Origin of the sequence: Priestia sp. YIM B13551 (assembly GCF_042787905.1) — a bacterium.
Lineage (GTDB): Bacteria > Bacillota > Bacilli > Bacillales > Bacillaceae_H > Priestia.
Window position 1 is genome coordinate 367538 of record NZ_JBHZOX010000001.1, and the last position, 24790, is coordinate 392327.

Genomic DNA, 24790 nt, shown 5'->3' on the forward strand with positions numbered 1-24790 from the left:
AAATAAAAAATGATTATTTTGTCATAAACCTTTACAAACCTTTATGTGATTTGTTAAATTAGTATTTATATTAAAAATTATTAAACAATTTAAAAAGATTCAGTTTTTAATAGGTTAGATGAATACGGAGGGAATTATTGTGGCAGAATTAAGAAGTAACATGATCAAAAAAGGATTCGACAGAGCACCGCACCGCAGCCTACTGCGTGCAGCTGGTGTAAAAGAAGAGGATTTCGGCAAACCGTTTATTGCGGTTGTCAATTCATATATTGATATTGTACCAGGTCATGTTCACTTGCAAGAGTTTGGTAAAATCGTAAAAGATGCGATTCGCGAAGCTGGTGGCGTACCTTTTGAAATGAACACTATCGGTGTAGATGACGGTATTGCGATGGGACATATCGGTATGCGCTATTCATTACCAAGTCGTGAAATCATTGCTGACTCAGTTGAAACGGTAGTATCTGCTCACTGGTTTGATGGAATGGTATGTATTCCAAACTGTGATAAAATCACGCCTGGGATGTTAATGGCTTCATTACGTCTGAATATTCCGACAGTTTTTGTTAGCGGCGGACCAATGAAGGCTGGCGTAACGAGCGACGGTCGTAAGATTTCTCTTTCTTCAGTATTTGAAGGCGTAGGAGCTCATCAAGCTGGTAAACTTGATGATAAGGGATTACTTGAATTAGAACAATTCGGCTGTCCGACATGCGGATCTTGTTCAGGAATGTTTACAGCGAACTCAATGAACTGCTTAGCTGAAGCGTTAGGACTTGCTTTACCTGGAAACGGTACAATCTTAGCAGTTGCTCCTGAACGTAGAGAATTCGTTAAGAAATCAGCTAAACAGCTTATGGAATTAATTAAATTAGATTTAAAACCACGTGATATCGTAACAGAAAAAGCAATCGACAACGCGTTTGCTTTGGACATGGCGTTAGGTGGTTCTACAAATACAGTTCTTCATACGCTAGCTCTTGCGAATGAAGCTGAAATTGAGTATCCATTAGAGCGTATTAATGAAGTGGCAGAACGCGTGCCTCACTTGGCAAAACTGGCTCCGGCTTCTGATGTATTTATTGAAGACTTACATGAAGCAGGAGGCGTATCAGCTGCTTTAAACGAGCTATCTAAAAAAGAAGGGGCTCTTCATTTAGATACTATGACAGTTACTGGAAAAACGCTAGGTGAAAACATTGCCGGATGCGATGTAAAAGACTATAACGTTATCCATCCAATCGATAAGCCGTTCACCGAAAAAGGCGGACTTGCTGTATTATTTGGTAACTTAGCTCCAGACGGCGCGATTATTAAAACAGGCGGTGTTCAAGACGGCATTACTCGCCACGAAGGACCAGCAATTGTATTTGAGTCTCAAGACGAGGCGCTGCACGGTATTGCTAACGGCAAAGTAAAAGAAGGACATGTCGTAGTCATTCGTTATGAAGGACCAAAAGGCGGCCCGGGAATGCCTGAAATGCTAGCTCCAACTTCTCAAATCATGGGAATGGGACTAGGTGCAAAAGTAGCTCTATTAACGGACGGACGCTTCTCTGGCGCTTCTCGTGGATTATCAATTGGCCACGCATCTCCAGAAGCTGCTGAAGGCGGCCCGCTAGCATTTGTAGAAGATGGCGACCACATCGTGATTGACATTGAAGATCGTTCGATGAATGTTCAAGTTTCTCCAGATGTTTGGGAAGAACGAAAAGCAAACTGGAAAGGCTTTGAGCCAAAAGTGAAAAAAGGCTATCTTGCAAGATATTCTAAACTTGTAACTTCTGCAAGCACAGGCGGAATTATGAAAATCTAATAGTACAAAAAAGGCTCTCAGTAGAGAGCCTTTTTCTTTACTGAAGTAACTGTGTACAAGAAGATTTTTAAAACGTAAATTCTTTTTTCATTATAACGTGTGGAATACCGTCTTCCATAAATACATCAGAAACAGTCTTATACCCTAATTTATGATAAAATGATTCAGCTTGAACTTGACCGTGAAGCTTAGCTTGAGTTAATCCTTCTTTTTTCGCTGCTTCTTCCAAGCTGGCCACCACTTCTTTTCCGAGCCCGTATTTTCTAAATTCCTTTAATACGCATATCCGCTCTATTTTGGCGTAATCGTCTACTATGCGGAATCTACCAGAAGCTGCCGGTTCATTGTTATAGTAAATCAATATATGTTTTGCCGTTTCCTCATGTTCATCAAATTCATCTTTTAATGGCACGCCTTGTTCTTCAACAAACACTGTTTTACGTATATGAAATACTTCTTCAAGCTGCTCTTTTGTTGTAACTTGCTTAATTTTCATTAAAATCCTTCCTTTGCTGCGAATTTATGATTCTTTTTTGTATAATAAAGATATCTGATATGAAAGAGTATAAAGGAAAAACAAAATGTTGTAAATGCAACAAAAAACAAACAAGTGAAATATTACATACATGATGTTTTAATTTCTCGCTGTTTGAACTGTATCAGTAGCATTAAATTTAAATGCTGAGCGAAATATAATCAAAAAATAGCGCTTCAGCTTTTAACAAACTTTAGAAAGAATTAAAATCAACTGGAACATGTTACAAAAGGAAAGAAAATGTATTATGAAGCGCCATGGCTCTACATAACTTGTAAAAAGAGAAATATTCACAATAGTAGTAGGATGAAAAAGGGGAATGTATCATGCAAATAACCTTAGTGTATAAAGATGAGCAATCGAATAAATTTTGGAAAGTTGAAAGAAGAGACAGCAAGTTAGTCATTCACTTTGGAAAAGTTGATACAGCCGGTCGCATGCAAGTAAAAGAGTTTGCTTCCGCAGAAGCTTGTGAAGCGGAAGCTGAAAAGCTGATTCGTGCAAAATTGAAGAAAGGGTATAAGCCTTTAACTTGTTCAATGCAAGTAATGAAAGGCAGCACGATGTCAGAGGATCTCTTTTGGGAACTGATAAAAAAGGCGAAGACAAAAATAGATGTCGACGAGCAAATGGAATGGCTCCGCTCAACGCTAGCAAAGCGTTCTGAAAAAGACATTTTCCGCTTTGATCAGCTGTTAAATCAGCATTTTGATCAATCCTATACTTCTTCATTGTGGGCAGCAGCTTATATTGTAATGGGCGGTTGTTCAGATGATTATTTTGATTATTTTAGAGCGTGGCTTTTATATCAAGGAAAAGACATTTATTATAAAGCAATTGAATCTCCTGAGACGATGATTTCTGTTCTTCAACCACTAGAAGCAGAAGGATATGCTCCTCAATTAGAAGAATTACTTGCTGTAGCGTGTGAAGCTTATGAAGAAAAGACAGGTTTAGATAACGACTACTATTATGATAAATATGACCAGTTTGATCCAATGTGGTACGATGAGCAAGATTTGGATCTTGATTGGGATGAAGATGATGAGGATGGTTTACAGATGCGATTCCCTGTGCTTTGGAATCGCTATTGGAACAATCATCTCGAATATTAAAAAGAGGAGATGAAAACCTTTAAACAGATTTTCATCTCCTCTTTTCTTATTTTGATAGAGTACGTGAAGGACCGGCCGAAGACAGTTTTGTTTTTTTGTTTAGCATACTGTTCATAATCATTCCGATTACGATTACCATCATACCAGCTAAAGCTATCCCTGTTGGCACACGCCCATTTAATAAAAACACTTCTCCAAACACTGTAAAAATCATGCTGCCCGATTGAGTTGCTTCGACAGCTCCCAGCAAAGCTAAATTTTCTTTTGCCAAGTCTGTTGCGTGAAAGAACGTCATTGTCGCAATTACACCTGAACTCATCGCTAATATAAAAGCTTGCGAAAACTGAGGAGCTGTTGGCATACCAGTTGTATAAAATCCATATATCGCATAGATGATACTTAGCGGTATACTGCCGATAGCCATACCTAAAACACGTTGAAATGTATCTAATTTCCCTTTGCAAACTTCCATCATTTTTCGATTTCCAAGCGGATATAAAAAAGCAGCCATGACGACAGGGAGAAAACCCAACACAAACTGTGAAAGCGTGATGTTTTCAGCTTCTTTAACTTGCATGAGAATCACACCCGCTAAAATAAACGTTGAAATACCAAGCGTTTTGAGTGGAATGTTTCCTCTTACTTTTTTGTTTCCGTCTGCAGTTTGAATCGTTACATAGAAAAGTGGAGAAATGAGCGCACCTGCCAAGATCGTTACTTGCCACGTTCCAGCTATGAGCCATGACGGTCCAAAAAGTGAAGAAAAACTTAATAATGAATAAAATCCAATTCCTGCAAGAGTTCCCCAGCCTAACCAAGCGAAAGGATGCTTTTTCATTTCCATCCATAATGGTGTAAACTTCTTTTGTACAAGTACTAAAATGAGTAAAATAGGTAGTGCTAATAAAAAACGAAGAGATGCTGTCCAAGCCCAGCTTGTTCCAGATACATTCATGGCGCGATTCACAATAAATGTAGCAGAAAAGAACATGGACGAGAGAAGCCCCCATAAAATTGCTTTCATACTTTTTCCTCCTAATTAATAAAAATACCTAAATATATATTATAGTATACTTAGATACAAAAAAAGTGTACCATAATATACAAAAGAAAGGAAGGTAAAAATGCATTCAGAAGAAATGATGAAAAAGGTAGGCAACGAGCTTAGAAAAATAAGAACACAGCGAGAATTCACACTCGATGAATTAGCAGATAGGACGGGAGTGAGCAAACTTACGTTAGGGAAAATTGAAAGAGGGGAGACTAATCCAACCCTAGGAGTAATGTGGAAAATAACAACAGGTTTAAATATCCCTTTAACTAAATTAGTGTCAGTAGAACCTTCAGTAGCTGTATCTAAGTGCGGAGAAGGTTTTTCTCTCAAAGGACCGGACGAAGCATGGAAAGTAGAATTTATTTTTCAAAATCAAATAGATTCAACTATTGAAATGTACCGAGCCTTTCTTTCTCCTCTCGCTACATACTGTCCCGAACCTCATCATAAAGGATTAATTGAAGTAGCAACGGTAATGGAAGGAAGAATCGAAATGAAAATAGAAGAAGAGCTATACGAGCTAAAACAATTTGACTCTATAAAATTTGAAGGAAGTCATGTACACTCATACAAAAATCTTGAAGAACGTCCCGCTGTTCTGCATTTACTGCTAAAATATGAGGAGTAAAACGGCAGAGCCGCAGTAAAACGAACCATAAAAAATGATTCGTTTTACTGCGGCTCTAAGAGCTGTTTATTCATCAGCTTGTTTTGATAGCTAATATATTTTTTCACTCTAATGATAATTAATGAATATTCTTCAATCAAACGGTGGATAGATTGAACCATACACTCTGGGTAATGATGTTTTTTCTGTAAATATACTTTATACTTTCGAATTTGTCTTTCGAAATATAAAATAACTTGTTCAGGTGTTTTTACCAGTAAAGATTGCATGTATTCATCTACTTGCTTTTCGAGAAACGAATAGCGATTCGTGATAAAAAATGTCTTCATCTTATTTTCCTCCCTATATGTTAGTGGTACAAAAAAGAAACCCTTGTGCTAGGATTTCTTTTTTGCTTTTTATTTGAATCAGCTGTGCGCAACTTTTAGGCACTGATACTTGAAATCGAAGACTGTCTATATTTTTTTATTTTGCATTTTATATATGTAGGCGTTTCGCCGAAAAGATTTGCTACATGTGCAATAGCTCCATAATACGTTTTAGCATCCATCATTTCTTTATTCACAATATAGTCATACAGGGATGATTCAATATCATCAACAAAAGCTAAAATGTGACGCTTTTCGAATAGGAGTTGATAAAGTTCATTAATTAAGTATGGGCTTTGATCAAATTTGTCTTGAAGCTGCTCTACTCGGTACTTTGTCATAGGCACTTCACACAAGATAATGTATCGTAACTCTTCTAAAAATAATTTATTCATCTTTCTCACATCCCTATTCTGTTAATAATTATATAATAGCACTATGCCTTCATATTTGGAAGCGTTTTCAATGTATTAATTTTAATATTTTTTTCTTCTCATTTCCTTTCGTTTTTTCTTTTCTTACGTGAATTATCTGTAGTATAGTTCGTTTTACATAAAGACTCTAGCTAATTGTTAAACTACCTGACATACTTTTTGAAATTTTTATTATTGATGTCAAAAACTCTTACATACCTAAGCGCAAACACCTTAAAAATAACGTCCTATGAGCCGGAATCGTCTTTAATTGTGATAAAATAAAAAATGGAAAATACATCATATAGGAGAGAGGCTATGGAAAAAGATCATATTTCAGAGCTTAAGATTTTAAAAGACATTGCCGAGATTTTAAATGAAGGCACTAATTTACATACAATGCTTCACGATGCTCTTTTAAAACTGCTGCAAATAACAGATTTACAAACAGGATGGATCTTTTTTATTGACGAAAATGGAAAACATGAGATGATTGCCGCTCAGCATTTGCCGCCGGCTTTATTAAATAAAACCGCTCAGCCTATGTGTAACGGAAGCTGCTGGTGTGTTGATCGGTATATGGATGGCCGGCTTCAAAAAGCGTCTAATATTATGGAGTGCAAGAGACTTGAAGATTCCGTCATTCATGAGTGGGGGGATACACACGACATTACCCATCACGCAACGGTTCCTTTACAAGCAGGGGATGAGCGCTTTGGATTATTAAATGTAGCTGCCCCTCATAAAATTCATTTTGAACAGCGAGAGCTTGATTTATTAGGATCCGTCGCTCTTCAAATTGGCACGGCTATCAAGCGGATTAAGCTGACTCAATCTCAGCAGGAGGTAAAGCTTATTGAAGAAAGAAACAGACTGGCAAAAGATCTTCACGATTCTGTTAATCAACTGTTATTTTCAATTAATGTCACAGCCAAAGCCGGAAGCAGCTTAGCGAAAGATGTGCAGTTAAAAGAGACTTTTTCCTTAATCCAAGAAACCGCTCAGCATGCTCAAGTGGAAATGAAAGCATTAATTTGGCAGCTTCGTCCTCAAGGGTTAGAAAACGGCATCGTCAGTGCGTTAAAAAGCTATGGTCAAATGCTAGGTCTTAACGTAACAGAACAAATTAAAGGTGTGTCGGTTTTGCCTGCTGTGATTGAAGAGACACTGTGGAGAGTCGGCCAAGAAGCTTTTAATAATTGCCGAAAGCATGCGGGTACAGCAGATGTACATTTAAACGTAAATATAAGCAGAGAACAAGTGATCATGAAAGTCCAAGATAGCGGCAATGGGTTTATGTATAGTGCTTCAGCAGAATTGCCGACGCTTGGATTAAAAACCATGCAAGAGCGAATAAAAAGATTAAATGGAAAACTATCTGTTACAAGCAGCATAGGAAACGGAACGGTTGTGGAAGTATCTATTCCTCTTTCATAACAGAAAGGAGCGCATATGAAAATAAAGATTCTAATCGCAGATGATCACCACGTTGTCCGAAAAGGGCTTGTCTTTTTCTTACAGACGCAGCCAGACTTAGAAATTGTAGGAGAAGCTTCCAACGGAGAGGAAGCTTTAAAGTTAGCGACATCCCTAGAACCACACATTGTTTTAATGGATTTATCGATGCCGGTTCTCGATGGAATCGAAGCAACAAAAGAATTAAAAAAACAAGCACCGCATATACAAGTCATGATTTTAACAAGCTTTTCGGATCAAGACCATGTGATACCGGCACTAGAAGCTGGAGCTTCAGGCTATCAGCTAAAAGAAAGTGACCCAGATGAACTTGTAGCAGCTATTCGAAAGCTAATGAACGGAGAAAATCAGCTTCATCCAAAAGTCACCACACACTTGCTAACACGCTTAACTAAAAGCAGCGAAAAGAAAGTCAATTTTATTGACCACTTAACAAAACGAGAAAAAGACGTATTAAAAGAAATTGCAAAAGGAAAAAGCAACAAAGAAATCGGTGTTGCCTTACATATTACGGAAAAAACAGTAAAAACACATGTATCTAATATTTTATCGAAGCTTGGGGTTCAAGACCGCACGCAAGCTGCTCTATATGCTGTGCAGCACGGAATTTCCTAACCTACGACTTTAGTTGTAGGTTTTTCTCTGTGCTTCTCCGTCTATATTGGTAGCTTTCTTTCTATCAATAGCATGACGAAAAAAAGTTCAATCATCCCTATACTATACGTATAACCAAACGACAGAGGAGTAGATAAACATGAACATACTTATTATGAATGGAAGTCCTAGAGAAACAGGTCGAACAACACAAGTGACGAGAGAGCTTCACAAAAGCTATCAAAGTTCTTTTCTAGATTTAAGCCAATTATCGCTTCCTATATTCACAGGTGAACCTCATCAGTACGAAACAGAAGAAGTACAAGAGTTAATTGAAAAAATAGAAAAAGCAGATGGTATTTTACTTGCGACGCCCGAGTACCACGGAGCTATGAGCGGAGCGTTGAAAAACGCGTTTGACTTCTTAAACAGTGCGTATTTTGCGCATAAGCCCGTAGCACTTTTAGCAGTATCAGGAGGAGGAAAAGGAGGCATTAATGCTTTAAATAACCTTAGAACCGTTACACGCGCTTTGTATGCGAATGTTCTATCTAAGCAGTTGGTATTAGACCCTGCAGACATCTTGGAAAAAGGGACTTTACGAAAAAACGCAGCTAACGGAATTCATGAATTAGTTAATGAGCTGACTCTGTATACACAAGTGTCTAAGCAAATTTTAGAAGCTAAGCAAAATGTTTGATGAAGGCGCTCCATAAAGACCGGCGCTTTCAGGCCGTAGTAGCTGCTAATGTTTTATCCTCTATCGGCTCCGGTATTACGATGCTTGCCATTCCTTTACTGTTAGTTGCATCTCCACATGGAAATAGACTATTTGGCACGATTATGCTGATTATGACGGTGATTAGCTTTATGGCTACTCCTTATATAGGTGTTCTTATTGATCGAATGTCACGAAAGAAACTGCTGTTAACCGTAGAATTGATAGGTTTTATCACGGTCATGTTATTTGTAATCGTCGGTTTTGTTACCGATTATTCAACGATTCACTACGTAATTTTGTACGGAACCGGAAACCTTTACTACACGTTTTTTTATCCAACGATTTTTGCTTTAAATCAAGAAGTTTTTTCAAAAGATGCGTTTCAATCATTAAACAGTATCATGGAAATACAAGGTCAGCTATCGAGTATGCTTGCAGGCGCTATAGCGAGTCTAGTCATTACTCGTTGGTCGCTTCAGTGGATTTTAACAGTAGATGCATCTACGTATATAGCTGCATTTCTTTGTCTATGGAGTATTCCATATAAACAAAGCAGTGAACGAAGCGACAAGAAACACACTGCCATGAAAGAAGGTTTAACATTTATAAAAGAAAATCGCTCCGTCTCTATTTTTTTACTGCTTTCTTTTATGCCTTTCATCGCTGTGATGATGACGAACTATTTATTTCCTATTTATCTGACTCAAGAATTAAAAGCAAGTCCAGCAGCATATGGAATTGAAAGTGCGGTATATGGTTTCGGGGCATTAACGGCAGGGGTATTCATCGTATCTATTATGAAAAGAACAGGCACTGAGCTAGCCATTATGCTTAATATAAGCCTTTTTGCACTCGGCATATCTATCCTCTTCTTTATGAAACTTCTGCCGATTTATTTTTCTATTGTGTTTCTTCTTGCTTTTGCAAATGCAGGTACAAGAGTAGCTCGAAATACGTTTATGATGCAAAAAATACCGAATATCATCGTGGGAAGAGTCGACAGCTGTTTTCGCTTTATTACGTTAGGAATTCGGATTTTACTGATTTTCTTCTTTACGTACGTTACGGCTAACGATCGTATAGGACTGGCTTTTTTAGGGCTGAGTCTACTTTTATTATCATCGGCTGGAGCGGGCTGGATACTCTACAAAAGAAAAAAGCGAAAACAGTCTGCATTGCTTAAGAGTGTTTTATAATGTCTGTTGCATGTTATAATAGAGAAATTGACAAATAATGTTCAACGTTTATGACGTTGAACATTATTTGTTCTGAATAGAAATTAAACAGAAACAGCATTGACTGTTATGCGATTGGAAGATTGTGAAGCGATGATAAATAAAACATTAAACAAAGAACAATTAAAAGATTCGTACTCAAGCAGAACGTACTATAGAGGACACACGTATTACAAGCAGGGACGTGTGCTCGACTTGGAATACAATGAACAGACCACTACGTGGACAGCAGCCGTTCGAGGGGCGGAAATGTATACGGTAATGGTTGAACAAAAAGGAAATTCTTTTTATTCATTCTGCGATTGTCCTGCTTATCACGAGTTTTCAGAATGCAAACACGAAGTAGCTGTTTTATTAACCATTTGCGATGAGCGAGCAAAGCCGCAGCCAATTAAAACGAAGCCTTTTCGCCAAAGCAAAGAATACGAGAATGTAAATCATTTTATTGACTTATTTTCAAGCTATCAGCAAACAATAAGCGACCACAGAAAATATGCAGATAAAGATCCGTTGAAAGTGGAATTTATTTGCAAGTCTTACTCAGAAGAATTTTTACGTTCAGAAGGAATGTACGTAGCGCTTGAAATGAAAGTAGGCGTCGACCGGACGTATGTAGTAAAAAACATTCAAGAATTTTTAACAGACGCTAAAGAATTCAAAACTCACGAATTTACCAAGCGCTTCGAATATGACCCGGCGGAACATTTTTTTATAGAAGAAGATAGGAAAATCATTGAGCTGCTGATGGATATTATGACAAATGAATCATTTTATAAAAATTCTTATTCCATGTATCGTTCGTCTGCAAATAACAGAGAACTAATCATTCCCTCTATCATAGCCAAAGAGTTATTTCAATTGCTCAAAGATCGGAGCTTTATATTTATTCATGACGGGCACTCATATGAAAATATTATCTTTGCTGAAAGCTCAACTCCTTTTTCGTTTCAATTAAATAAGCACCCGACAGCTGGATTTGAGTTAGACTTTACTGAACTTCATCAAGCTTCATTTTTTGATCGATACGGGTGGCTATTTTTAAACGGGACGTTTTATGAGCTATCTCAAGATCAGCGTATGCTTCTTGAAGGGCTTCGAAAAACGGCGCCTTTGAAGCCAGTCGTACCTATAGCAGAAGAGCAGATGGGCAATTTTTTATCACACGTCGTTCCAGGACTAAAAAAAGTGGGAAAAGTGGATATCGCAAAAGAAGTATCCCATCAGATTATTGCACCTGAACTAAAAGCAAAAGTATTTATTGACCAGGAAGATGAACAGCTGTTTGTGACGCTTCGGTACCACTACGGAGAGATTTCAATTAATCCATTTTTACCTCAACCTGAAAAGTACGATAAAATCTTAATACGAGATTTAGAAAAAGAAGACCGCGTGATGGATTTAATTGAAACAGCTCCTTTAAACATTTATAAAAACCAGCTGTATTTAAATCAAGATGAATCATCTTTATATGAATTTTTGTTTCATATTGTTCCAAAGCTTGATGAAATAGCGGATGTGTATATTACGGATGAGATGAAAGATTATGCTTATACGGATTTTTCTGCGCCAGTAACAACGGTTGACATCAAAAACAGCAATGGATTATTAGAAATTAATTTTGATTTAGGAGACATTAATCATCAGACCGTTCAAGCTGTTTTAAAATCTGTTTTAGAAAAGAAAAGCTATCATCGTCTAGATAACGGTGCGTTTATTCCTCTTGAAAATGAAGGCTTTGAGCATATTCAAAATCTGTTTCGTGAGCTGAACGTAACCGAGAAAGACTTAAAGGATAACTCATTGCAAGTACCTTTATACAGAGGGATGCAAGTGGAAGAGATTATGAGTGCGGGTGATAAATCAGCTGCTAAGTTTGGCTCAGCATTTAAAAGGTTACTTACACAGCTCAAATCCCCAGAGGAAATGGATTGGGAAGTACCGGAATCCTTGCAGGCATCACTGCGTGATTATCAGTACAATGGGTTTAAGTGGTTTAAATCTCTGGCTCACTACTCTTTAGGAGGCGTGCTGGCTGATGATATGGGGCTTGGAAAAACGCTTCAAAGCATTGCCTATATCCTATCTGAAAAAGAGCTTGATGAAGATAGCAGTGCTTTTTTAATTGTTGTGCCGGCTTCCTTGATTTATAACTGGCGCAACGAATTGGAGAAATTTGCACCGAATTTAACGGTTCAAACCATTACAGGAACGCCGAGCGAGCGTGAGGAGAAGCTAAAACGCACAGCTGACGTATGGATCACATCTTATCCAACGCTGCGTCAAGATATTGATTTGTATCAGCACCTTCATTTTCATGCTTTAATTCTAGATGAGGCTCAGAGTATTAAAAATCATACAACGAAGACAGCAGTAGCTGTTAGGACTATTTCAGCTAAAAAACGTTTTGCGCTGAGCGGTACCCCTATTGAAAACTCACTTGATGAGCTTTGGTCAATTTTCCAGACCATTCTTCCTGGTTTATTTCCAGGGCTTCGCCAGTTTAAAAACATGTCATCGGAGCAGGTCAGTCGAATTGTAAGACCATTTTTACTGCGACGAGTAAAAAAGGATGTGTTAAAAGAACTGCCTGATAAAATTGAAACAACTCATTTATCTGAGCTGACTAAAGAACAAAAAGAGTTATATGTAGGCTATTTAGAGCAATTAAAATCATCTTTAGCCGGTGAAGATTTTAATAAAAACCGAATGAAGATCTTAGCGGGATTAACAAGACTTCGCCAGATTTGCTGTCATCCGTCTTTATTCGTTGAAAATTACGAAGGGTGTTCAAGCAAATTAGAGCAGCTGCTTGAGATTACAAGAAATGCGGTTGCCAATGGAAAACGCTTGTTAATCTTTTCTCAGTTTACAAGCATGCTTCACATTATTCGAGAAGAGCTTCAAAAAGATAATCTCTCATACTTTTATTTAGACGGTCAAACGCCATCAAAAGAACGAGTGGAAATGGCGGATCGGTTTAATAATGGAGAACAAGACATTTTCTTAATTTCATTAAAAGCCGGAGGCACAGGCTTAAATTTAACGGGAGCCGATACGGTTATTTTATATGACTTATGGTGGAACCCGGCGATTGAAGAACAAGCGGCAGGCCGTGCACACCGCATTGGGCAAAAAAATGTTGTGCAGGTCATCAAGCTTATTTCTCAAGGAACCATCGAAGAAAAAATTTACGGCTTGCAGCAAAAGAAAAAAGAACTCATCGAACAGGTTATTCAGCCGGGAGAAACAATGCTTTCCAGTTTGACAGAAGAAGAGCTTCGAGAACTGCTTAGTATGTAGCAAAGGATGTGTGAGGAATGAAAAAATGGGCGTTTGTATCAGATTTTGATGGAACAATTTCAAAAAAAGATTTTTACTGGATTGTGATTGAAAAGTATTTTCCAGAAGGTGAAGAACTTTTCCACCGATGGAAAGCAGGAGAAATGAAAGATATTGATTTTTTATCTACTGTTTTTCAATCCATTCACCAGGAAGAACCGAAAATTTTAGAAGAAGTAGCGAATATTCCAATTGATGAATACGTGCCCGCTTTTATTAAAACTGTTCAGAAAAACCGCGGGGATTTTTATATTTTAAGCGCTGGAACAACGTACTATATTAAACCGATTTTAGATAAATACGGTGTTGAAAAAGTGGAAGTTTATTCGAATGAAGGATATTTCCATCAAAACAATGTTTACTTGCGTCTAGACCCTGCTCACAGATGGCATTCAGAACGCTACGGCATTGATAAATCTGCTGTTATTCAAGAACTAAAAGAGACATACGAAACGATTTATTTTGCTGGAGACAGCGAGCCGGATTCACATCCGGCAAAATATGCAGATGTCACATTTGCAAAAGATTCTTTGCAGGATTTACTGCGCGAACAAAACGTTTCATTTGTTCCAGTTGAGACATTTAAAGATATTGAGCGGTATTTAATGCAGCACAATGTGATAAGCAAGACATAAAAACAGCGGTATTATTTGATTACTTCAAATAATACCGCTGTTCCTATTCCGCCTCCGCTCCCTAAAGCAGCTATTACATATCGCACGTCACGGCGCTTGCTTTCATAAAAAAGACGCGTGGCTAAAATAGCTCCTGATGCTCCGTATGGGTGTCCCAGCGTCAACGCTCCTCCGCGAATATTTACTTTCTCTTCTGATATCCCCAGTTCTTGCATACAAGCAACAACTTTAACGGCAAAGGCTTCATTGATTTCAAATAAGTCAATGTCATCTATCGTAAGAGAATTTCGCTTCAAGATATTTTTAATCGCAGAAACGGGCGCAATAGCAGGGTATAGAGGCGACACGCCTGAAATATCAGCGTCTATAAAACGTAAAACGGGCTGAAATCCTAAGGCGCGTGCTTTTTGCTCTTCCATCACAAGTGTAACGCAGGCCCCGTCATTAATTCCACAGCTGTTGGCTGCAGTGACGGTACCGTCTTTTTTTAAAAAGACGGGGCTGGCTTTTTGAAGCAGCTTTGTTAGGTTTCGGTTTTTCATAAACGCTTCATCATGCATCACATTTGAAAGAGGAAGCGTTTCTTCTTCAAACAATCTCTTTTCAAAAGACTCCCAGCTTCTTTCATGGCTTAAAAGAGCATACCTATCCTGCTGGTCTTTAGATATATTGTATTGCTGGGCTACGTTTTCTGCTGCGATCCCCATGTCAGGGTCACCAATTTTATCAGGAGAAAAACGTGCTCTTTTTTCAAAAGGAGAAGTACTTGTACTTTCAACTCCTCCAGCTAAATAACACGTTCCAGCGCCAGCTTTTATCAAATAGCTGGCCATTCGAATAGCCTCTAAGCCCGCTCCGCACTGACGATCAATGGTCATTCCCGGGATAGAAAAAGGGAGCTCTGCTTCTAAGGCGGATAGTCTAGCTACATTTCCTCCTGGACCTACAACATTGCCTAAAATAATGTCATCAATTTCATGCTCGATTCCAGCGCTAAGCTGTTTTAATAAAGGAGCCGCTAGCTCTTGAACACGAAAATTTTTAAGTGCGCCGTTTTCTTTTCCAATCACTGTACGCTTCGCTTTTACAACTGCTGCTTGATACATGGTCATCACTTCCTTACATAGAAGCCGTTTTAGAACGGTCAGGTACCGCTACTGCTTTTCGAACTTTTGTAATTAAATACGCCGCGACCGCTGCTTTTATGAAGTCACCCGGAAGATAAACAAAGCTTAGCTGAAGGGACTTCAGAAACGGAATGTGAAGCTGCATTGCCTGTACAGGAATGCCGCATGCGTATACTAACACAATGCCAAATAACACATTTACGGCAAATGCCTTTGCAACCGTTACATTTTTTAACTGTGATAGCGTCCAGCCAATAAAGAAAGCTGCAAACACATAGCCAATGATATACCCAGCACTCGGACTCAAGAATACCCCGATTCCTCCGCGCCCTCCAGCAAGTAAAGGAACGCCAGCTGCTAGCAAACATAAAAAAAGAAATTGACTTAAAGCTCCTAGTCTAGCTCCAAGAATTCCTCCCGATAGCATAACACCCATAGGCTGAAGGGTAATTGGAACGGGTGTAAAGGATAAAAAAATAGGAGGGACGAGGCCTAGAGCTCCCATTATAGCCGTGAATAATGCAACGTACGTCATATCTTTTGTTTTCATCGTAAACCTCCGCTATGTATGATAAAACATGACTATCGTATCTTATAAAACTCAAATTAGTCAACTTAATTTTTATATAAGTTTACATTTTTGTTTTCTCAAACGTACATTTACGATACACTAAAAGTAAAAGAAAAAGGGAGTTTAAGCAGTAATGAAACGAATTGAAGAACTAATTTTTTATCAGTGTCAACAAACGCCTGGCAACCTGGCACTATCGGATTCTATTAATAAGCTAAGCTACGGTCAAATGTGGGATCATGTATGCAAAGCCGAAAATCAGCTGCAGGAAAAAGGGATGGAAAAAGGGGAGCTCGTTGCGTTAAGTATGCCAAACAATGTAGAAGCTGTTGTGTCATTTTTAGCGATTTTAAAAGCTGGTGGAATTGTGATGCTTTTACATAATGAGTTAACAGAGGCGGAAGTGGATACCTATTTTTCTATTCAATCCCCAAATTGGCTATGGAACACATCTTCTTTAACTAACACAACAAAAGAAAAACCAATCCTGCCCGTACGGCGAGTGAATGCACTGTCCGATTTATTTTTATTTGGATTTACCTCTGGGTCAACAGGGAGACCAAAAGGATTTGTAAAATCGCATTATTCTTGGTCTTCATCATTTCAAGAGTGGTCCGATATATTTTCTTTAGAGCAACACGACAAAGTGCTTGTTCCTTTACATATCTCGTATTCTGCCCAGCTTTACCCAGTCTTGCATGCGCTTTGCAGCGGCATGCACGCTATCATGCTAGAATCGTTTACACCTTCGGCTGTTTTTAACAAGGAAGCTAGCTGTATGTCTATTACACCCGCATTAATTTCTCCGTTGCTTCGTTATGTACAAAGCAGACCAAAAGAAAAACGACTTCTGCCAAAAACCGTAATTTCAGTAGGCAATAAATTATCTCCTTCCGTTCGAAAGAAATTTTCACAAGCGTTTCCTAATGCCTATCTGTATGAATATTACGGATCTTCTGAAATGGGATTTGTTACGGTGCTTTCACCACATACAGCTGAAACGCTGCCTCATACAGTAGGCTATCCTGTTGACAGCGTAGACGTTTTAATCCTGAACGAGCGTGGAAAAGAAGTAGAAAAAGGAGATAAAGGAACACTATTTGTGAAAACAACTCAAGCATTTGAAGGGTTTGTTAAGGACAGCGAAGAAACGAACCGCTCATTTTTTAACGGATATGTTACGTCGCATGATATTGCGGTTCAGCTTCAAGACGGAAGCATTACCATCGTAGGAAGAGACAAAAACGTGATTAAAAGCAGCGGAAGCTTAGTGTATGCTGAAGAAATCGAAGAGTTGCTTTTGCAAATACCCGGCGTTAGCGAAGCAGCCGTTTTTAGCGTAGTAGATGCTGAACGTTCAGAAGTAGTCGGTGCAGCAATTGTCTTAGAGAACGTTTCTCTTTCTGATGTGAGACAAGCACTGACAAAACGAGTATCTGCTTATAAAATCCCGCGCGTATGGAGAGTTTTAACGTCCTTTCCGCGAATGAAAAATGGTAAAATTGACAAAGCAACGATATACAGCTACTTTGCAGAGAAAGAAGGGAAGACATATGATTTCATTTGAACCTATTACAGCTGACACGATGTATATTGTGTCAGAGATTATCAATTCAAACGAAGCTTATAACGTGTTAGAAAACGGCAAAAAAGAGCGGGGTGAAGAAGAGCTTTTTAAAGAATACATGAACGAAAAAACAGACAGTTACTTTATAAAAGCCGACGATACATACGTAGGGGTTATTGATTACATGAAACAAAACCCAAACGATGACCATCCGTGGATTGGAGCATTTATCATTCATAGCGCTTATCACAATTTCAGTTTCGGAACGCAGGCGTATCTAGCGTTTGAAGACAAGCTAAAAGAAGAGGGAGTTTCCGTTCTACGCCTTGGCGTTCTGTCTCAAAATCCTAGAGCCAAGCTGTTTTGGGAGCGCCTTGGTTTTACGCATTATGCCACTAAGCCGCTTCATCATAATCAAGTTAACTGCTTGGGAAAAGAGATATAAAAGAAATCCGTGGGTTCATCCACGGATTTCTTTTATATTATTTTATTAAAACCGTCGCATTCGCCGGAATCACAAGCTGATTTTTGACTTTCTTAGCACCTTTTTCACTAGCAAAAATCAATTTACCTTTCGCTGCTACAGATACTCTTACAGGTTGATTTGAAATATTATGATACACGCTAATCGAGTTGCCTTTATACGTACGGCTATAAGCAACAACTTCTTTACTGTCTACTGAAATAGATTGAAGCGTTCCTTTTACTAACTCTTCGTGCTGTTGACGCACACGAATCATTTCACGGTAATGATTTAACAAAGAATCCTTTTGTTTTGTTTGTGCTTCTACTGACACACCGTTTCCGCCTTTGTTATATACAGGCGTTTCCCAGCTAGTTTGTCCAAGTCCGTTTCCTTCGTACCAGCGGAACGGTTCACGGATTAACTCATCAGGCTTTTCACCGGTCATGCCGATTTCTTCACCGTAATAAATATACGGGTTGCCAGGAAGCGTAAGTAAGATAGAAGCAGCTGATTTTGCTTTGTTCACATCGCCGCTCAGCTCACTCATGACGCGGTTTTGGTCATGGTTGGTTAAGAAAATGCCGTCAATTTTATTTGGATTGTATGATTTGAACAGCTCATCAGTTGCCGCTGCTGCAGTAGCGATTCCTTGATCATTTCCCGCTTTTACAGAGCTGACAATTTTTCCTGCTAAATCAAAGTTAAATAAAGAATCAAGCGATTGATAGTAAGGGGCTACCACTTCCGGTTGATCCCATACTTCACCCGTTAGATATACGTTAGGGTTTTCTTTTTTCATCGCATCTCTAAACTCATTCCACCAAAGGATATTTTTCTTAGCGCCTTCAGGTGTTTGACCTTTAAAGATATGAAGGGCAGCATCTAAGCGGAAGCCATCAACGCCTTGCTTTAGCCAAAACTTTCCGACGTTAATCATTTCTTTTCTTACTTCAGGGTTATCGTAATTTAAGTCAGGCATTCCTTCCCAGAACGTTCCGTAAAAATACTCTCCGTTTGGAGCTTTATGCCATACTTGCTGTCCCCAAGATCCTTTTTCATTCAGGTCGGTATTTTTATCAGCCCAAATATAGTAATCTCTGTACTTGCTGTTTTTATCTTTTAACGCAGCTTGAAACCAAGGGTGTTCACTGCTCGTATGATTCACAACGAGGTCCATAATAACTTTTACGTCTCGTTTGTCTGCTTCTTTCATCAGTTTGCGAAAATCTTGCAGACTTCCATACTGTGGATCAATATTATAATAGTCCGTTACATCATATTTATGATAGCTAGGAGAAGGGTTTACGGGCATCATCCAAATCCCGTTTACTTGAAGATCATTCTTTGTATGAGAATTGCCGTCATTTAAATAATCCAACTTTTGTGTCAGACCTTTTAAATCACCATGTCCATCTTTATTTGCATCGTAAAAAGAGTTTACATACACCTCATAAAAGACACCGTTTTTATCTGCTGCTTCAGACTTACCTTTATGTACGGTTTCGGCGTGAACGCCTGTTGATAAGCTAGCAGCCAGCGGCAGTGTTAGTGCTAAAGCTGTCCATTTTTTTCCTTTCATCGTTTCATCCCCTTTTTTTGCAATCGTTTGCATAAATTGACTACAATTGAAATATAGCACCTATTTGAAAACGATTACAACGAAAATTTCATTTTGATTATTTTGAACTAGTAATTTTTCTGACAACCTGTTTGTTTACTGCGTCTAATGACATTGAGCGGCTGCGTTATATTAAGGCTATAGATAGAAGATAGCAATAAAATAAGGGATTATTATCCAAGTGAAAATAATGACTATGTCAAATATTCTGACAATGTTGTTGTTCAATTCATCATCTCGTGCTAAAATCCAAATATAACTGAAAAATGGTACTTTGATTCCGAAAAACGGAACTTAAAGTATTGATGCAGATAATAAAGCTTGAATTTTATTTACTATCTGCAAATGATTACGCTTACATTAAAGGGGTTAAGGGGGAAGAATGCATTGAGTAAAGTAGATTTAAACTGTGATTTAGGTGAAAGCTTTGGTGCTTATCGTATTGGCAATGATGAAGCCATTTTAGAGCACGTGACGTCTGTGAACGTAGCCTGTGGATTTCATGCAGGGGATCCGAGCGTCATGAGAAAAACGGTAAAATTGGCCGCTGAAAAAAAAGTGCAAATTGGGGCTCATCCTGGTCTGCAGGACCTTATCGGTTTTGGACGCAGAAACATGAATATTTCACCTCAGGAAGCCTACGATATCGTGGTCTATCAAATTGGGGCATTAAACGGTTTTTTGCAAGCGGAAGGGTTATCGATGCAGCATGTAAAACCTCACGGTGCACTATATAACATGGCTGCTAAAAACAAAGCGTTGTCTGAAGCAATAGCAAAAGCTGTTTACAACGTAAATCCTGAGCTGATTTTGTTTGGATTATCTGGAAGTGAGCTGATTCAAGCAGGTAACAGAATTGGTTTAAAAACGGCTAACGAAGTATTTGCAGACCGTACCTATCAGTTAGACGGTTCTCTCACTGCTCGCACAGAACCAAATGCTTTAATTGAAAATGATGACGAAGCTGTTTCTCAAGTTATTACAATGGTGAAAGAAGGGAAGGTAAAATCTCAACAAGGTAAGGATGTAGAATTGCAGGCAGATACGATTTGCATCCATGGAGACGGAGCTCACGCACTTGAATTTGCCCGTCATGTCAACCGTTCTTTACGAGCATCAGAAGTGGTAGTTAAGGCTATTTCAAAATAAAAACTACATACAATCAGGAGGAAGATGATATTGGAGCCAATTAAAAAATCAACACCTCAGCAAAAACTTTCGGCTGCGCCTAAAGTAAACTGGACGTTAATGCTTGGAGCCGCTTTTTTAATGGCCACATCGGCTATTGGACCAGGCTTTTTAACTCAAACTACTGTATTTACACAAAATTTAGCTGCAAGCTTCGGATTCGTTATTTTAATTTCAATTATTCTTGATATCTTTGCTCAAACCAACGTATGGAGAATTATTGCTGTTTCTGAAAAACGCGGACAAGAAATCGCCAACATGGTATTTCCTGGATTAGGATACGTGCTCGCTATTTTAATTGTTATTGGAGGACTTGCTTTCAATATTGGAAATATTGCCGGTGCCGGGCTTGGATTAAATGCGATTACGGGTATTTCTCCAACAGCCGGCGCTGCGATTAGTGCAGTTATTGCCGTGCTAATCTTCGTTGTAAAAGAAGCTGGAAAAGCAATGGATCGCTTCACGCAAATTGCAGGTTTTATCATGATTGGACTAATGCTATACGTAGCTGCTACCACTTCACCTCCCGTTGGAGAAGCTGTAGTGAAAACTTTTGCTCCTGACAAAATTGACATTATTGCGATCGTTACGCTTGTTGGAGGAACAGTCGGTGGTTATATCACCTTTGCTGGCGGACATCGTCTTTTAGATGCCGGCGTAAAAGGCATCGATTCTTTACCTCAAGTAACAAAAAGTTCTGTAACAGGAATTCTCATCACTTCTGTTATGCGAATCGCGTTGTTTTTAGCTGTACTTGGCGTTGTGTCTAAAGGTTTACAAATTGACCCAGCCAATCCTCCAGCATCCGTGTTTCAGCTCGCAGCGGGAAACGTCGGTTATAAAATCTTTGGTATTGTTATGTGGTCTGCCGCTATTACGTCTGTGGTAGGAGCTGCTTATACATCCGTTTCGTTTATTCAAACGTTTAGTGAAAAACTTAATAAAAACTCAAACTGGATTATTATTGGATTTATTATTATTTCAACTCTGTCGTTTGTCTTAATTGGAAAACCTGTAAAAGTTCTTCTTTTAGTTGGAGCAATCAATGGATTAATTCTGCCGATCGCTCTTGGGACGTTACTGGTTGCTGCTTACAAAAAAAGCATCGTTGGCGAGTATAAACATCCTTTATGGCTTACCATTTCTGGTGTACTTGTCGTTATTGTAATGGCTTTAATGGGCGGCTATACGTTAATAGATCAACTTCCTCAATTATTTAAATAAAACAATGTGCCCGCACGTAAGTTGCGTGCGGGCAATGATGGGAGATAGAAACATGACAACCCTTTCACAACTAACTCCAGCTGAACTTCGTCAGCAAATCCGTAACAATCAGCTTATTCAACCAACAGCAGGCATGGCAAACGGCTATGCTCAAGCTAATTTAGCTATTTTACCAAAGCAACAAGCTTTTGACTTTCTATTGTTCTGTCAGCGTAACCCTAAATCGTGTCCTCTTTTAGATGTCACAGACGTTGGATCTCCGGTGCCAAAATTTGCAGCTCCATCCGGAGATATTCGTACAGACATTCCAAAGTATCGAATCTATGAAAATGGGGAACTAGTAAAAGAAGTAACCGATATCACAGATTACTGGACAGAAGATATGGTTGCTTTTCTTATCGGCTGCAGCTTTACATTTGAACACGCGCTTTTAAACAACGACATACCTGTTCGTCACATTGAAGAAAACTGTAATGTTCCTATGTATAAAACAAATATTTCATGCGCTGAAGCGGGAATATTCCACGGCTCGACGGTAGTTAGTATGCGTCCAATTCCTCAGCAAGACGTAGTGCGGGCAGCCCAAGTAACTTCACGTTTTCCAGCTGTGCACGGGGGGCCTGTTCACATTGGAGATCCGGCTGCAATAGGGATCCAAGACCTGCACTCTCCGGATTTTGGTGATGCTGTTTCGATTAAGGAAGGGGAAGTGCCCGTATTTTGGGCTTGTGGTGTAACTCCTCAAGCAGTAGCAATGGCAACAAAACCTTCTATTATGATTACACATGCTCCGGGGCATATGTTTATCACAGATATTCGAGATGAAAAACTAGGTGTTTTATAAAAGAAAGAGGTGTAGATATGAATCAAACCGTAACAAAAGCGTCAGCTGTTATTTCTCCGCTTGGCGACTCAGCGCTTGTTATAACGTTTGGAGATAGCATTCAGTACGACATTCATAAACAAATTAAAACGTGTAAAGATTCGATAGAATTAAATCCTTTCCCTGGATTTGTTGAATGCGTGCCGGCATTTACAAATCTTACAATTTTCTATAACCCTCTTGAAGTTGTAGCAGCCGTGGGAAAAAAGCAGAAGAAGGAATTTGTTTCTCCTTTTGAAGTAGTGTCTTCTATCGTTCAAAGTAAACTAGAAAACGAACAGACAGAAAAAGAATTAGACCATCGTACGGTTTCCATTCCAGTTTGCTACGGAGGCGAGTATGGACCTGACCTTGAATATGTCGCTCGTCACCATAACTTAACAACTGAAGAGGTAATTAGTATTCATTCTGAAGGTGAATACTTAGCGTACATGATTGGATTTGCTCCTGGATTTCCATTTCTAGGAGGATTATCTGAAAGAATTGCTACACCTCGCCGGCCGTCTCCTCGCACCTCTATTCCTGCCGGTTCGGTTGGTATTGCGGGAATGCAAACAGGAGTGTATCCTATTTCTACTCCCGGAGGATGGCAGTTAATTGGTCAAACGCCTATTAAACTGTTTTTACCGGAACAAAATCCCCCAAGTTTGCTGCAGGCTGGAGATATTATAAAATTCGAGCCTATCTCTAAAGAAGAGTATCAAGAAATGCAGGCAAAGGAGGGGGAGAAATGAGTATGCGAGTCAGTAAAGCCGGGTTATTAACGAGCATTCAAGATTTAGGCAGAAGAGGGTTTCAGCAGCACGGTGTGATTGTAAGCGGTGCAATGGATTCTTATTCCCTTCGAATTGCTAATTTACTAGTTGGTAACGATGAAAAAGAAGCAGGACTTGAAGTTACGCTAATGGGGCCTACCCTTGAAATAGAAAGTGATTGTTTAGTAGCAATTACCGGAGGAGATTTAGCTCCTTCGGTCAACGGAAAGCTAGTCCCGATGTGGAAACCTTTATTTATTCCAAAAGGAAGCACTTTATCATTTGGTCCTTGCAAAACTGGGTGCCGTTCCTATCTATCTGTAGCAGGAGGATTTGCTATTGATGAAGTGTTAAATAGTAAAAGTACGTATTTAAGAGGTGAAATCGGGGGCTACAAAGGAAGAGCATTACAAACAGACGATGTTTTACCTCTATCTGTTCCTGCTGTTTCAAAGCCTGCTTTTCTTTCAAATGAACTGATAAACGGAGTATATACTTCTTCATGGTCCGTAAATTATAAGGAACTTGTTCATTTTACAAAGAAACCAGGTGTCCGTGTTATTAACGGCAGTCAATACGATTTATTTACAGCTGAAAGCAAAAGTCATTTTACGAAAGAGCCTTTTAAAGTATCGAATCAATCAGATCGAATGGGCTATCGAATGGATGGACCTTCTCTTCAGCTTCAAGAAAAAAAAGAGTTATTGTCCGAAGCTGTTTCAAAAGGTTCTGTTCAAGTCCCGCCGGATGGAAATCCCATCATCCTGTTAGCAGACCGTCAAACCACGGGGGGATACCCTAAAATTGCTCAAGTCATCACAGCGGATTTACCGCTTTTAGCTCAAGTAAAGCCTGGAGAATCCATTTACTTTTCTCACATTTCGCTTCATGAAGCAGAAAAAATCTACTTAGAAAAAGAACAGATGCTTCAAGAATTGAAGATTGCTGTTAACCTTGCGTCAACTAAATAACACAAAACGGGAGTGACAAGAAATGATAAACGTACGTGAATTGCAAGAAGTTGTTTCATTAATGAATGAATCTGGTATTCAAAAGCTCCATATTGAACATGAAGGAACAAAAGTTGTCATTGATAAAGCAGGAATTCCTTTAGAGGACACAGCTGTTACAGAAGTGAAAACAGATGAAGTAAAAGCCGCTGCCACTGAGCAAGCGCCTCAAGATTCTATGTCTGTAAACGCAGCAGACAATAATGAAAAGCAAATTTTATCACCAATGGTCGGAACCTTTTACTCCAAGCCAGAAGCAGACGCCGATCCCTTTGTTCAAGTAGGACAAACCATTGAACATAAAGATGTTGTATGTGTGATTGAAGCGATGAAGCTGTTTAATGAAGTCGATGCGGGAATGGAAGGAGAAGTGCTTGAAATTCTTGTGAAAGACGGGGATGTTGTTGAGTTTGGACAGCCTTTATTTACCGTAAAATCACGCTAAAGTATAC

General features: G+C 38.9%; 24 protein-coding genes. 17 read left to right on the forward strand and 7 right to left on the reverse strand.

Translation table 11 applies throughout. The annotated features are described in order from the left end of the window. Nucleotides 1-139 precede the first annotated feature (139 nt). Nucleotides 140-1816 (forward strand): dihydroxy-acid dehydratase, encoded by a 1677-nt coding sequence (ilvD, locus tag ACFX4N_RS01940; RefSeq protein ID WP_013057207.1) that lies wholly within the window; start codon nucleotides 140-142, stop codon nucleotides 1814-1816. Nucleotides 1817-1883: 67 nt separating this feature from the next. Here ilvD and ACFX4N_RS01945 read toward each other — a convergent pair whose 3' ends face one another. Continuing rightward, nucleotides 1884-2312 carry a GNAT family N-acetyltransferase gene (locus ACFX4N_RS01945; protein ID WP_274589406.1) on the reverse strand — a complete coding sequence of 143 codons (429 nt, stop codon included), beginning with the start codon at nucleotides 2310-2312 and terminating at the stop codon, nucleotides 1884-1886. Between the two features lie 365 nt (nucleotides 2313-2677). Between ACFX4N_RS01945 and ACFX4N_RS01950 the strand changes: the two genes are divergently transcribed. Then, complete coding sequence (locus tag ACFX4N_RS01950) at nucleotides 2678-3466, forward strand: DUF4240 domain-containing protein (protein WP_301264359.1); 789 nt, start codon at nucleotides 2678-2680, stop codon at nucleotides 3464-3466. Between the two features lie 46 nt (nucleotides 3467-3512). Here the strand turns inward: ACFX4N_RS01950 and ACFX4N_RS01955 are convergent, their stop codons facing one another. Continuing rightward, nucleotides 3513-4490, reverse strand: coding sequence for a DMT family transporter (locus tag ACFX4N_RS01955; protein ID WP_013057204.1), 978 nt, complete (start codon nucleotides 4488-4490; stop codon nucleotides 3513-3515). Nucleotides 4491-4590: 100 nt separating this feature from the next. Here ACFX4N_RS01955 and ACFX4N_RS01960 point away from each other — a divergent pair, with 100 nt between their 5' ends. Then, on the forward strand, nucleotides 4591-5148 hold the full coding sequence (locus ACFX4N_RS01960; RefSeq protein WP_013057203.1) for a helix-turn-helix domain-containing protein: 558 nt from the start codon (nucleotides 4591-4593) through the stop codon (nucleotides 5146-5148). A gap of 44 nt (nucleotides 5149-5192) precedes the next feature. Here the strand turns inward: ACFX4N_RS01960 and ACFX4N_RS01965 are convergent, their stop codons facing one another. Then, nucleotides 5193-5477 (reverse strand): hypothetical protein, encoded by a 285-nt coding sequence (locus ACFX4N_RS01965; RefSeq protein WP_029321972.1) that lies wholly within the window; start codon nucleotides 5475-5477, stop codon nucleotides 5193-5195. A 95-nt stretch (nucleotides 5478-5572) separates the two neighbouring features. Next, a complete protein-coding gene (locus ACFX4N_RS01970; protein ID WP_013057201.1) occupies nucleotides 5573-5911 on the reverse strand; it encodes a hypothetical protein in 339 nt (112 codons plus the stop codon). A 336-nt stretch (nucleotides 5912-6247) separates the two neighbouring features. On the opposite strand from ACFX4N_RS01970, the gene ACFX4N_RS01975 reads away from it, so the two are divergent. From ACFX4N_RS01975 to ACFX4N_RS02000, 6 genes are all read left to right on the forward strand, one after another. Then, nucleotides 6248-7366: a GAF domain-containing sensor histidine kinase gene (locus ACFX4N_RS01975; RefSeq protein ID WP_013057200.1), complete on the forward strand. Its 1119-nt coding sequence runs from the start codon at nucleotides 6248-6250 to the stop codon at nucleotides 7364-7366. A 15-nt stretch (nucleotides 7367-7381) separates the two neighbouring features. After that, nucleotides 7382-8020, forward strand: coding sequence for a response regulator (locus ACFX4N_RS01980; protein ID WP_013057199.1), 639 nt, complete (start codon nucleotides 7382-7384; stop codon nucleotides 8018-8020). Between the two features lie 139 nt (nucleotides 8021-8159). Then, nucleotides 8160-8699, forward strand: a complete 540-nt coding sequence (locus ACFX4N_RS01985) for an NADPH-dependent FMN reductase (RefSeq protein WP_013057198.1) — start codon at nucleotides 8160-8162, stop codon at nucleotides 8697-8699. Further along, a complete protein-coding gene (locus tag ACFX4N_RS01990) occupies nucleotides 8699-9916 on the forward strand; it encodes an MFS transporter (protein WP_098548395.1) in 1218 nt (405 codons plus the stop codon). Before ACFX4N_RS01985 ends, ACFX4N_RS01990 begins: the two co-directional genes overlap by 1 nt. A gap of 132 nt (nucleotides 9917-10048) precedes the next feature. Further along, a complete protein-coding gene (locus ACFX4N_RS01995) occupies nucleotides 10049-13255 on the forward strand; it encodes an SNF2 helicase associated domain-containing protein (RefSeq protein ID WP_377260747.1) in 3207 nt (1068 codons plus the stop codon). 17 nt (nucleotides 13256-13272) lie between these two features. Then, on the forward strand, nucleotides 13273-13929 hold the full coding sequence (locus ACFX4N_RS02000) for an MtnX-like HAD-IB family phosphatase (RefSeq protein ID WP_377260750.1): 657 nt from the start codon (nucleotides 13273-13275) through the stop codon (nucleotides 13927-13929). Nucleotides 13930-13940: 11 nt separating this feature from the next. On the opposite strand, the gene ACFX4N_RS02005 is transcribed toward ACFX4N_RS02000, so the two are convergent. Then, the gene (locus ACFX4N_RS02005; RefSeq protein WP_170959530.1) at nucleotides 13941-15035 is read right to left on the reverse strand and encodes an acetyl-CoA C-acyltransferase; all 1095 of its coding nucleotides are present in this window, start codon (nucleotides 15033-15035) and stop codon (nucleotides 13941-13943) included. 13 nt (nucleotides 15036-15048) lie between these two features. Next, a complete protein-coding gene (locus ACFX4N_RS02010; RefSeq protein ID WP_377260754.1) occupies nucleotides 15049-15606 on the reverse strand; it encodes a biotin transporter BioY in 558 nt (185 codons plus the stop codon). 154 nt (nucleotides 15607-15760) lie between these two features. On the opposite strand from ACFX4N_RS02010, the gene ACFX4N_RS02015 reads away from it, so the two are divergent. Further along, nucleotides 15761-17194 carry a class I adenylate-forming enzyme family protein gene (locus ACFX4N_RS02015; protein ID WP_057273239.1) on the forward strand — a complete coding sequence of 478 codons (1434 nt, stop codon included), beginning with the start codon at nucleotides 15761-15763 and terminating at the stop codon, nucleotides 17192-17194. Beyond that, nucleotides 17181-17639, forward strand: coding sequence for a GNAT family N-acetyltransferase (locus ACFX4N_RS02020; protein WP_013057191.1), 459 nt, complete (start codon nucleotides 17181-17183; stop codon nucleotides 17637-17639). The genes ACFX4N_RS02015 and ACFX4N_RS02020 overlap by 14 nt, the downstream gene beginning before the upstream one ends. A 37-nt stretch (nucleotides 17640-17676) precedes the next feature. Here the strand turns inward: ACFX4N_RS02020 and ACFX4N_RS02025 are convergent, their stop codons facing one another. Beyond that, nucleotides 17677-19272, reverse strand: coding sequence for an alpha-amylase family glycosyl hydrolase (locus ACFX4N_RS02025; protein ID WP_057273238.1), 1596 nt, complete (start codon nucleotides 19270-19272; stop codon nucleotides 17677-17679). Nucleotides 19273-19665: 393 nt separating this feature from the next. Between ACFX4N_RS02025 and pxpA the strand changes: the two genes are divergently transcribed. The 6 genes from pxpA to accB are packed head-to-tail and all read left to right on the forward strand — an operon-like array spanning nucleotide 19666 to nucleotide 24783. After that, nucleotides 19666-20427, forward strand: a complete 762-nt coding sequence (gene pxpA, locus ACFX4N_RS02030) for a 5-oxoprolinase subunit PxpA (RefSeq protein WP_029321953.1) — start codon at nucleotides 19666-19668, stop codon at nucleotides 20425-20427. 24 nt (nucleotides 20428-20451) lie between these two features. After that, nucleotides 20452-21690 (forward strand): NRAMP family divalent metal transporter, encoded by a 1239-nt coding sequence (locus ACFX4N_RS02035; protein ID WP_057273236.1) that lies wholly within the window; start codon nucleotides 20452-20454, stop codon nucleotides 21688-21690. 52 nt (nucleotides 21691-21742) lie between these two features. Further along, nucleotides 21743-22534: a putative hydro-lyase gene (locus ACFX4N_RS02040; protein ID WP_013057187.1), complete on the forward strand. Its 792-nt coding sequence runs from the start codon at nucleotides 21743-21745 to the stop codon at nucleotides 22532-22534. Between the two features lie 17 nt (nucleotides 22535-22551). Further along, complete coding sequence (gene pxpB, locus ACFX4N_RS02045) at nucleotides 22552-23307, forward strand: 5-oxoprolinase subunit PxpB (RefSeq protein ID WP_057273235.1); 756 nt, start codon at nucleotides 22552-22554, stop codon at nucleotides 23305-23307. Continuing rightward, the gene (locus ACFX4N_RS02050) at nucleotides 23304-24299 is read left to right on the forward strand and encodes a 5-oxoprolinase subunit C family protein (RefSeq protein WP_013057185.1); all 996 of its coding nucleotides are present in this window, start codon (nucleotides 23304-23306) and stop codon (nucleotides 24297-24299) included. Before pxpB ends, ACFX4N_RS02050 begins: the two co-directional genes overlap by 4 nt. 22 nt (nucleotides 24300-24321) lie before the next feature. Then, nucleotides 24322-24783, forward strand: coding sequence for an acetyl-CoA carboxylase biotin carboxyl carrier protein (gene accB / locus ACFX4N_RS02055; protein ID WP_057273234.1), 462 nt, complete (start codon nucleotides 24322-24324; stop codon nucleotides 24781-24783). Nucleotides 24784-24790 lie beyond the last annotated feature (7 nt).

What these genes read in the sequence shown, in the direction of transcription:
- ACFX4N_RS01945 (WP_274589406.1), bottom strand. Translation starts at nt 2,312, where the DNA reads ATGAAAATTAAGCAAGTTACAACAAAAGAGCAGCTTGAAGAAGTATTT.
- ACFX4N_RS01950 (WP_301264359.1), top strand. Translation starts at nt 2,678, where the DNA reads ATGCAAATAACCTTAGTGTATAAAGATGAGCAATCGAATAAATTTTGG.
- ACFX4N_RS01955 (WP_013057204.1), bottom strand. Translation starts at nt 4,490, where the DNA reads ATGAAAGCAATTTTATGGGGGCTTCTCTCGTCCATGTTCTTTTCTGCT.
- ACFX4N_RS01960 (WP_013057203.1), top strand. Translation starts at nt 4,591, where the DNA reads ATGCATTCAGAAGAAATGATGAAAAAGGTAGGCAACGAGCTTAGAAAA.
- ACFX4N_RS01965 (WP_029321972.1), bottom strand. Translation starts at nt 5,477, where the DNA reads ATGAAGACATTTTTTATCACGAATCGCTATTCGTTTCTCGAAAAGCAA.
- ACFX4N_RS01970 (WP_013057201.1), bottom strand. Translation starts at nt 5,911, where the DNA reads ATGAATAAATTATTTTTAGAAGAGTTACGATACATTATCTTGTGTGAA.
- ACFX4N_RS01975 (WP_013057200.1), top strand. Translation starts at nt 6,248, where the DNA reads ATGGAAAAAGATCATATTTCAGAGCTTAAGATTTTAAAAGACATTGCC.
- ACFX4N_RS01980 (WP_013057199.1), top strand. Translation starts at nt 7,382, where the DNA reads ATGAAAATAAAGATTCTAATCGCAGATGATCACCACGTTGTCCGAAAA.
- ACFX4N_RS01985 (WP_013057198.1), top strand. Translation starts at nt 8,160, where the DNA reads ATGAACATACTTATTATGAATGGAAGTCCTAGAGAAACAGGTCGAACA.
- ACFX4N_RS01990 (WP_098548395.1), top strand. Translation starts at nt 8,699, where the DNA reads ATGAAGGCGCTCCATAAAGACCGGCGCTTTCAGGCCGTAGTAGCTGCT.
- ACFX4N_RS01995 (WP_377260747.1), top strand. Translation starts at nt 10,049, where the DNA reads ATGATAAATAAAACATTAAACAAAGAACAATTAAAAGATTCGTACTCA.
- ACFX4N_RS02000 (WP_377260750.1), top strand. Translation starts at nt 13,273, where the DNA reads ATGAAAAAATGGGCGTTTGTATCAGATTTTGATGGAACAATTTCAAAA.
- ACFX4N_RS02005 (WP_170959530.1), bottom strand. Translation starts at nt 15,035, where the DNA reads ATGTATCAAGCAGCAGTTGTAAAAGCGAAGCGTACAGTGATTGGAAAA.
- ACFX4N_RS02010 (WP_377260754.1), bottom strand. Translation starts at nt 15,606, where the DNA reads ATGAAAACAAAAGATATGACGTACGTTGCATTATTCACGGCTATAATG.
- ACFX4N_RS02015 (WP_057273239.1), top strand. Translation starts at nt 15,761, where the DNA reads ATGAAACGAATTGAAGAACTAATTTTTTATCAGTGTCAACAAACGCCT.
- ACFX4N_RS02020 (WP_013057191.1), top strand. Translation starts at nt 17,181, where the DNA reads ATGATTTCATTTGAACCTATTACAGCTGACACGATGTATATTGTGTCA.
- ACFX4N_RS02025 (WP_057273238.1), bottom strand. Translation starts at nt 19,272, where the DNA reads ATGCAAACGATTGCAAAAAAAGGGGATGAAACGATGAAAGGAAAAAAA.
- ACFX4N_RS02035 (WP_057273236.1), top strand. Translation starts at nt 20,452, where the DNA reads ATGATATTGGAGCCAATTAAAAAATCAACACCTCAGCAAAAACTTTCG.
- ACFX4N_RS02040 (WP_013057187.1), top strand. Translation starts at nt 21,743, where the DNA reads ATGACAACCCTTTCACAACTAACTCCAGCTGAACTTCGTCAGCAAATC.
- pxpB (WP_057273235.1), top strand. Translation starts at nt 22,552, where the DNA reads ATGAATCAAACCGTAACAAAAGCGTCAGCTGTTATTTCTCCGCTTGGC.
- ACFX4N_RS02050 (WP_013057185.1), top strand. Translation starts at nt 23,304, where the DNA reads ATGAGTATGCGAGTCAGTAAAGCCGGGTTATTAACGAGCATTCAAGAT.
- accB (WP_057273234.1), top strand. Translation starts at nt 24,322, where the DNA reads ATGATAAACGTACGTGAATTGCAAGAAGTTGTTTCATTAATGAATGAA.